Source organism: Dactylosporangium salmoneum, assembly GCF_039532525.1.
Taxonomy (GTDB): Bacteria; Actinomycetota; Actinomycetes; order Mycobacteriales; family Micromonosporaceae; genus Dactylosporangium; species Dactylosporangium salmoneum.
In genome coordinates this window covers 411,110-418,969 of the sequence record NZ_BAAARV010000016.1, presented here as the reverse complement: position 1 = coordinate 418,969, position 7,860 = coordinate 411,110, and the positions used below count along the sequence as shown (strand labels likewise).

8 protein-coding genes and 1 pseudogene are annotated in these 7,860 nt (G+C 74.3%); 3 read left to right on the top strand and 6 right to left on the bottom strand.

Going from position 1 to position 7,860, the window contains the following annotated elements; all coding sequences use genetic code 11:
* Positions 1–276: pseudogene (locus ABD352_RS09500) on the top strand (discoidin domain-containing protein); the annotation flags it as partial.
* A gap of 54 nt (positions 277–330) precedes the next feature.
* Here ABD352_RS09500 and ABD352_RS09495 read toward each other — a convergent pair.
* The 3 genes from ABD352_RS09495 to ABD352_RS09485 are packed head-to-tail and all read right to left on the bottom strand — an operon-like array spanning position 331 to position 2,244.
* Positions 331–966: an acVLRF1 family peptidyl-tRNA hydrolase gene (locus tag ABD352_RS09495; protein WP_344611878.1), complete on the bottom strand. Its 636-nt coding sequence runs from the start codon at positions 964–966 to the stop codon at positions 331–333.
* A gap of 16 nt (positions 967–982) precedes the next feature.
* Positions 983–1,759: a hypothetical protein gene (locus tag ABD352_RS09490; protein ID WP_344611877.1), complete on the bottom strand. Its 777-nt coding sequence runs from the start codon at positions 1,757–1,759 to the stop codon at positions 983–985.
* 26 nt (positions 1,760–1,785) lie between these two features.
* A complete protein-coding gene (locus ABD352_RS09485) occupies positions 1,786–2,244 on the bottom strand; it encodes a DinB family protein (RefSeq protein WP_344611876.1) in 459 nt (152 codons plus the stop codon).
* Positions 2,245–2,440: 196 nt separating this feature from the next.
* Between ABD352_RS09485 and ABD352_RS09480 the strand changes: the two genes are divergently transcribed.
* Entirely contained in the window at positions 2,441–4,696 is a 2,256-nt protein-coding gene (locus ABD352_RS09480; protein ID WP_344611875.1) for a putative bifunctional diguanylate cyclase/phosphodiesterase, read from the top strand.
* Here ABD352_RS09480 and ABD352_RS09475 read toward each other — a convergent pair whose 3' ends face one another.
* On the bottom strand, positions 4,697–5,119 hold the full coding sequence (locus ABD352_RS09475; protein ID WP_344611874.1) for a Rieske (2Fe-2S) protein: 423 nt from the start codon (positions 5,117–5,119) through the stop codon (positions 4,697–4,699).
* A gap of 332 nt (positions 5,120–5,451) precedes the next feature.
* Between ABD352_RS09475 and ABD352_RS09470 the strand changes: the two genes are divergently transcribed.
* Positions 5,452–6,246, top strand: coding sequence for a polysaccharide deacetylase family protein (locus ABD352_RS09470; protein WP_344611873.1), 795 nt, complete (start codon positions 5,452–5,454; stop codon positions 6,244–6,246).
* Here ABD352_RS09470 and ABD352_RS09465 read toward each other — a convergent pair.
* Together ABD352_RS09465 and ABD352_RS09460 are read right to left on the bottom strand one after the other, a co-directional pair.
* On the bottom strand, positions 6,234–7,238 hold the full coding sequence (locus ABD352_RS09465; RefSeq protein ID WP_344611872.1) for a sensor histidine kinase: 1,005 nt from the start codon (positions 7,236–7,238) through the stop codon (positions 6,234–6,236). The two genes, ABD352_RS09470 and ABD352_RS09465, sit on opposite strands and share 13 nt — an antisense overlap.
* Positions 7,235–7,858 (bottom strand): LuxR C-terminal-related transcriptional regulator, encoded by a 624-nt coding sequence (locus tag ABD352_RS09460; protein ID WP_344611871.1) that lies wholly within the window; start codon positions 7,856–7,858, stop codon positions 7,235–7,237. The genes ABD352_RS09465 and ABD352_RS09460 overlap by 4 nt, the downstream gene beginning before the upstream one ends.
* Between the last annotated feature and the right edge of the window lie 2 nt (positions 7,859–7,860).

Below are 7,860 nucleotides of genomic sequence, written 5' to 3'. Positions count from 1 at the left end.
TCCCACGACGGGATCACCGGCTACGCCGCGTACAAGGTGGCCAACACCGTCACCTCGCACGAAGCGTGGGGCATGGGCAGCTACTGCGTCTTCACCACCGACCCGTCCATCGCCGCGTACCACTCGTACGAGGCGCCGAACAACGCCAACGTGAAGTTCCACGACATCCTCACGGTGTCGCTGGGCAAGGGCTCGATCACCCACGTCATCAACGACACGGGTGCCGCGGCCCAGGCCTCGAACGTCTCGCCGTCCAACGTGATCAGCTACCCCTGATCCGGCACTCCTAGCACAGCGGGCCGACCGGCGATCGCCGGTCGGCCCGCGCCGTTACGGCACCAGGTGGATGCGCACCTTGCGCGCGGCGACGGCGGCCTCCTCCAGGACGGCCAGCCGCGGCTCGGCCACCTCCAGCAGCCGCGGGTGGCGCAGCGCGGCGAGCGGGGCCAGCCGCCGGTCCTCGAGGATCGCGTCGAGCAGCCCGCGGTCGCCGCCGCAGACGAGCGCGGCCAGCCCGCCCGCCTCCGGCAGCAGCACGCGCTCGGCGATGTCGGCGGCCTTCCCGGCGACGGCGTCGGCCTGGTTGTCGCGGCGGCGGGCGTAGCGCTGCTGCGACCAGCCCCCGGCCGCGGTCCGCCCGTGCACGTGGAAGCGCTCGACCTTCGACGCCGTGATGGTCGTGCCGTCGGCGATCCCGGCCGCGACCGCGCCCTTGCGGGCCAGGAGCAGCCCGATCCGCGGCGGCGTGGCCAGCCCGGTCAGCAGCGTGTCGACGTCGGTGGCCCCGTCGAGGCCCGGTGGCGGGTGCAGCGTCGCCTGGTCCCCGTTGCTGGCCCCCGTGAGCACCAGCCCGTCCTCGTCGGCGCCCTGGTGGCGCCCGTAGAAGCCGTCGAGCCAGCCGCGCAACCGCTCCGGGGAGATCTCAACCCAGCGCCCGCCGCCCGCGGCCGGCTTGGCCGTCACCATGCCTCATGGTACGAACTCACCCCGCGGTGGCCGCCTCCTGGGTCTGCAACGGCTCGTCGGCCGGCTTCGGGCCGAGCAGCACCCGCAGCTCCAGGCCCTTCATCAGCCAGGACGCGCCGAAGCTCAGGATCGAGAGGGTCTCGCCGATGATGAGGGCGTAGTCGTCGAGCCAGCCGGTGAACTTGGCGACGGCGATGAAGACCACGGCGACGGCGATGCCGGCCGCGCACGTGAAGTGGAAGCGGCGCCAGAACTCGGGCGAGCGGCGGCCGCGCAGCTGTGTGCGCTTGCCCTCGCGGATCCCGAAGTACAGGCTGATGATCCCCAGGGAAATGATGAAGACGGCCGCGCTGACGTAGTGCACCGTGGCCACCGACCGCTCGCCCATCGCCTCCTGCAGCGGGGTGAGCGGGATCGTCGAGCCCTTGGGCCGGTCGGTGTGGAAGAGGGCCACCCCCAGCGCCGCGACGCCCGCCACGATGCTCAGCGAGTTGTCCAGGTTGTGCTCGAACACCTTGTACGTGATGAGGAACAGGCCGGTCACGCAGAGGCTGCCGACGAAGACGTCGCGCATGCCGGTGTAGAAGTACTCGCTGAGGGAGCCCCGGATCTTCCCGCGCTCCAGCGCCATGTCGCCGAACACGAGCGCGAAGGGCAGCGCGACCCCGATGAAGCCGATCACCGCCCGCATGAGCAGGTAGGAGCGCAGGTACAGCACGCCGGCGTCGGGGTTGCGCAGCGCCGTCGATGCGGGCCGCCGCGGCGCCTCGGTCTGCGGGTCCAGGTAGCCCATGGGATCCTCCGTCCCTCGGCTGTGCCTCACATCATCGCCGACTCCGCCCCGGAACGCATCGCCTGCGCGTAGTAGGTGACACCGGCGACGTGCTGCACGACCTCCCGCAGCGTCCAGGTGCCGGGGTCCGGCCGGGCGTCCAGCGCGTCGTCGGACAGCCCGCGCAGCCGGGCCCGGTAGCAGGCGGCGAGCCGGGTGAGCCGGCTGGTCGCCTCCTCGAGATCGGTCTCGGTGAACCGGGCGAAGTCGGCGTGGGTGGTGACCGTCCGCCCGTGCCAGTGGTCGGTCATCGGCTCCAGCCCGGCCAGCCGGCACTCGATCTCGGCGAGGTGGTCGACCAGGTGGTCGGCGACCCGGCGCAGCGCCTTGTGCGGGGTCCACGCGTTGCCGTCGTGCAGCACCGGCCGCCCGTCCCAGCCGAGCCACTCGCCCGCGGTCGCGAGCACCTCTTCCACGGCCGCGTCAATGATCATCTCCAGCTCCATGCGGGGAACCGTACGGCCGGGATCGTTCGGCCCCGGCCGAACGGCTCCATGCGGGGAGCCGGAGGGCGGGGATCGTTCGGGCACGGACGAACGGGAACCCGGCATGCCATCGCGCCGCACCCGGGAGATGACCCGGGCCGGCGGACAATTCGTTCAACTCAGCCCGTCGCGTGCCGATCTCGGCATCGTGGAGAGGGTGGCGACCTGGCGTCTGACCGGCCCGCTCGTCGCGGCCATGCTCCTGGCGGTGGCGGCGGAGGTCTGGTTCGCCGTCGGGATGGCGCGGCCGGTGCCCGCGCTGCCGGGCTGGGCTTTCGTGCCGCTCACGGTCGGCTGCGCGGTGCGGATGTGCTACGAGGTGACGACCGCGCCCGGGATCGCTCCGGGCGCCGCGCGCTTCTGGCGCCACGTCGGCATCGGCGTGGCGTTCGTCGGGCTGGCCGCGGTCAGCAACGCGGTCGACATGTTCCGCGGGGTGGTCCAGCCGCAGCACATCGGGCCGCTGACCGCGGGCATCTACCTGACCGGGCTGACCGAGCTGCTGTGGGGACTGCTGCGCATCCCGGGCGCCCGGCGCACCCGCGGGGAATGGCTGCGCTTCGGGCTGGACTCGGCGACGGTACTGGTGACCGTCGTGACGTTCGCGTGGCACTTCTGGTTCCGGCACTGGGCCGCGTGGTCCGGCGGCAACGCGACGGGCGCCCGCGCGGTCATGGCGGTGGTCGCCTGCGGCGGGGTCTGCGCGTTCGCGTTCGTGAAGGTCGCGTTCACCGGCACCGGGCCGCTGGACCGGTGGGCGCTGTACCTCCTCGCGCTGGCCGGCGGCCTGGGTGGGGTCGGCGGGGCGATGGCGCCGCCGACGCTCGCCGACAAGCCCTACCTCAACGGCACGCCGATCGTGCTGCCCATCACCTGCCTCGTGCTGTGCTTCGCCGCGGACCGGCAGCGCCGCGCCGCCGGCGTCGTGCCACCGCCGCCGGCCCGCCGCCACCGGCCGGGGCTGGTGCCCTACCTGGCGGTCTTCGCCACGTGCGTGCTGCTGCTGATCGACGCCCGCGACGGCGGCGACGACGTCTTCGCGATCGCGCTCGGCACGGTCGTGCTGGCGCTGCTCGTGGCCGCCCGGCAGGCAACCGCGCTGCGCGAGGTCGTCGAGTACCAGGACACGCTGGCCTGGCAGGCCACCCACGACGCCCTCACGCGGCTGCCGAACTGGTGGCGGCTCACGCAGTACACCTCGGAGGCCCTGGCCAACGGCGGACAGGTGGCGGTCGCCGTCGTGGACCTCGACGACTTCAAGGCCATCAACGACGACCTGGGCCACGTCGTCGGCGACGCCCTGCTCGGCGCGGTCGCGGTGCGGCTGTCCGAGCTGTGCCCGCCGGACGGGCTGGTGGCGCGGCTGGGCGGCGACGAGTACGCGCTGGTGTTCCCGGCCGCCGGGGAGGTGCCCGCGCTGCTCACGCTCGGCGAGGTGGCGGCCGGGCTGCGCCGCCCCCTGAGCGCGCAGGGCCACCAGCTCGTCGTCGAGGCGAGCGTCGGCGTGGCCGTCGGCGCGCGGGACGAGGCCGACGCCGAGGAGCTGCTGCGCCGGGCCGACGTGGCGATGTACGCGGCCAAGGAGCGCGGGAAGGGTCGCCAGGTCACCTACCAGCCGTGCATGGACCAGCGCGGGGCCGAGCAGTCCCGGATCGCCGCCGAGCTGCGGGTCGCCCTCGACGAGGGGCAGCTGCGGGTGTTCTACCAGCCGATCGTGCGGCTCGACGACGGGCGCCCGGTCGGGGTGGAGGCGCTCGTGCGCTGGCAGCACCCGGAGCGCGGCATGATCCGCCCCGACCTGTTCATCCCGGCCGCCGAGCGCACCGGCCTCATCGTGCCCGTCGGGCAGTGGGTGCTGGCCGAGGCGTGCCGGCAGGCGGCGCAGTGGCGGCGGGAGTTCGGGCCGGACGCGTTGCAGTACGTCTCGGTCAACGTCTCCCCCCGCCAGCTGCGCGAGGCCGGGTTCGCCGGCCGCCTCCGCGAGGTGCTGCGCTCCGCCGGCCTGGCCCCGGCCAACCTCATGGTCGAGGTGACCGAGACCGCGGTCTTCGACGGCGGCTCGGCGCTGGACGAGCTGCGCGAGGTGCAGCGCTTCGGCGTGCAGGTGGCCCTGGACGACTTCGGCACCGGCCACTCGTCACTGGGCCTGCTGCGCACCTGCCCGGTCGACGTGCTCAAGGTGGACAAGTCCTTTGTGGACCGGGTGACCGAGGCCGGGGAACACTCGGTCATCGCGGAGGCGCTCATCGGCATCAGCGACGGCCTGCGGCTGCGGGCGGTCGCCGAGGGCGTGGAGACCGCCGAGCAGGCGGAGGCCCTGCGCCGGCTCGGGTACCGCTACGCGCAGGGCTACCACTACGGCCGCCCGGTCCCGGCCGACGAGCTCACGTCGCTCACCGCCGCGCTGCGGTGATCAGGCTTTGAGGATCTTCGTCCCGTCGACCTTGACGGTGATCTCCTTGAGGCCGGTGGGCGTGGGGCCGCTGATCCGCGACCCGTCCTTGATGCTGAACGTCGACGCGTGGGCCGGGCAGGTGGCCACCCCGTTCTGCGGCGCCGCGACGAGGATTCCCTTGTGCGGGCAGGCCGCGTCGTAGACCTTGAACGTTCCGCTCTCGGGCTGCACGATGAGCAGTCCGTTGCTCACGATCCCGCCGCCGACCGGCACGTCGTTGGTGTCGGCCAGCGGCCCGGCCGCGGACTGGGTGGGCGCGGCCGGCTGCGCGGTGGCGTGGTCACCGCAGGCGGCGAGCAGGGTGGCGGCCCCGATCCCGCCGAGGCCGGCCAGGAGAACCCGCCGATGGGCGCACAGCCCAGGTTCTTCGTTGATTGCCACGATGTTCCCTTCGGACGGCGGCCCGCGCTCCGGGGGCAACGCCGCCCCGCCCGCGGGCCGGAAGGCCCAGGCGCCCGCCGAGGGGCCTGGTTGAACGCTCGGCGATCCTATATTCAAATATGTAAGATTATCTACTCCTACTGCCGGGTCACCTACGCCACACGCGGGGAGTTGCGGGAAACCCGCAACGGGGCTGCGGCGGCCTACCGAAGCGAGAACGGGCCGCGCCCGGCAGGCTGGGCTCGTCGCGGGCCGAAGGGGGGTCGGCGGCGACACGTGGGTTCCGGGTCCGGCGGCGCAGCCGGCCCGGGATCCCTTCGGTGGGAGGGCTCATGGGGAAACGGCTCGGGGCCGCGCTGCTGGTCGTCTGCGCGCTGCTCGCCGGGTGCGGCGCGCCGAAGGCGCCGGCCACGGCCGCGGCCGGTGCCACGGGTGGGGCGCCGGCGCCGAGCGCCGCCGAGACGAGCGCGTCCGGGCTGAGCGCGGCGCAGCTGGCCCGGATCCCGCACTTCGCGCCGGCGCCCGCGCCGCGGCCGGTGACCGTGCCGGAAGGGCCGTCGGCCGGCTGGTACAGCGCGATCCCGACCGATCAGCCGGTCGCCTTCATCACCATCGACGACGGCTGGACGAAGGTGCCCGAGGCGCTGCCGCTGCTGCGGGCCGCGCACGTGCCGGTCACGCTGTTCCTGGAGATCAACGCGATCAAGGCGGATCCGGGGTACTTCAGCCAGCTGGAGCAGGCGGGCGCCGTCATCGAGGCGCACACGATCACCCACCCGGAGCTCAAGGGCAAGTCGTACGACGTGCAGAAGCACGAGATCTGCGGCTCCGCCGACGAGCTCGGCAAGCTCTACGGGCGCCGCCCCGTGTTGTTCCGGCCGCCCTTCGGCGACAAGGACGCCACCACGCTCAAGGTCGTACACGACTGCGGGATGAAGGCCGCGTTCTTCTGGAAGGAGACGACCGACAAGGGGATCGTGCGCTACCAGGCCGGCTCGACGGTCAAGGCCGGCGACATCCTGCTCATGCACTTCCGGCCGGCGTTCGTCGACGACTTCCTGGCCGTGCTCGACGCGATTGCCAAGGCCGGGCTCACGCCCGCGCTGCTCGAGGACTACATCGCCTGAGCCGGCAGGTCCAGCGTCACCTGGGTGCCGCCGAGGGCGGCCGGGCCCACGTGCAGAGCGGCGCCGAGCAGCTCGGCCCGCTCGCGCATGCCACGCAGCCCGTGCCCGGCGGTGAAGCCCTCCGGCGGCGGCCCGGCCCCGTCGTCGCGCACGACCACCCGCAGGCCCTCGCCGAGCGCCCCGGTCTCGATGCGGATCCGCGCCGCCCGGGCGTGCCGCAGCGCGTTGGTGAGTGCCTCCTGCACGATTCGGTACACCGCCGTCTCCGTCGCCGCCGGCAGCCGCGCCAGGCCCTCCACCTCCGCCTCGACCTCCACGCCGTCGCGGTCGTGGGCGTGGCGGGCCAGGTCCTCGAGCGCGGCGGCCAGGCCGAGCGCGTCGAGGGCGAGCGGGCGCATCTGCGCGATGAGCCGCCGCAGGGACTGGATCTGCCGCCCCACGATCTCGCGCGCGTCGGCGATGCCGGCCGAGCGGGCCGCCGGGTCGGGGGCGGCGGCCGCCGCGGCCAGCAGCACGTGCGCGGCGGCCAGCTCCTGCAGGGTGTCGTCGTGCAGCTCGCGGGCCCAGCGGCGGCGTTCGGCCTCGGCGCCGTCCAGGCGGGAGCGGATCTGGTGCAGCCGGGACCGGCGCCCCTCGACCGAGGCCTCGCGCAGGGCCAGGCCGGCCGTGGCGAAGAGCAGGGCGACGGGGATGAGCAGGAGCAGTACCGATGGATCGGGTTTGACGCTGCCCTGCCAGAGGGCGGCCACGGCGATGAGGGCCGAGACGCCGACGGCGGTCAGCAGCCGGGCGCGCACCGCGAACCGGTGCGCCCCCGCCGCCGGCAGGATGGCCAGGGACAGCAGGAAGGCCCCGCCGGCCCCGGCCGCCGTCCACAGCTCCCCGCGGGCGCTGATCCCGCTGAGCTCCAGCAGGAACGCGGCGGCGAGCAGGGCCACCCCGGCCGCCGCGGACACCCACGCGGCCACGGCCGACGCCCGCTCGCGGGTCACGGCAGCAGGCCGATCCGGCGCGCCGCCGCGACCAGGCCGGCCCGGCTGGTGGTGCCGAGCCGGGTGCGCAGGTTGGCCCGGTGCGTCTCGACGGTGCGCAGGCTGATCGACAGGCGCTGGGCGATCTCGGCGTTGGTGTGCCCGTCGGCCAGCAGCGCCAGCACGTCGCGCTCGCGCGGGCTGAGCGCGTCGCCCGCGGCCGGGCGGTCGCGGGCCAGGCGCGCGCCGAGCTCGGCGTCGACGTACACGGAGCCGGCCATCACCGTCTCCACCGCCCGCAGCAGCTCGTCGGCGGCGGCCTCCTTGAGCACGTAGCCGTGCACGCCCCCGGCGAACGCCCCCCGCGCGAACGACACGTCGTCGTGCATGGTGAGCACCACGATCCGCGGCGGCGGCTCGGCCGCGAGCAGCTCGGGCAGCACCGGCAGCGCGCTGTCGCCCCCGAAGCTCAGGTCGAGCACGACGAGGTCGGGCCGCCGCCGCGCCGCTACCGCCCGCAGCTCGTCGAGCCCGGCCGCCTCGCCGACGACCCGGCACCGCGGGTCGGTCGCGAGCAGGGCCCGCAGCCCGGCCCGCACCACGAGATGGTCGTCGGCGAGCAGGATCCGCCAAATCGTCACAC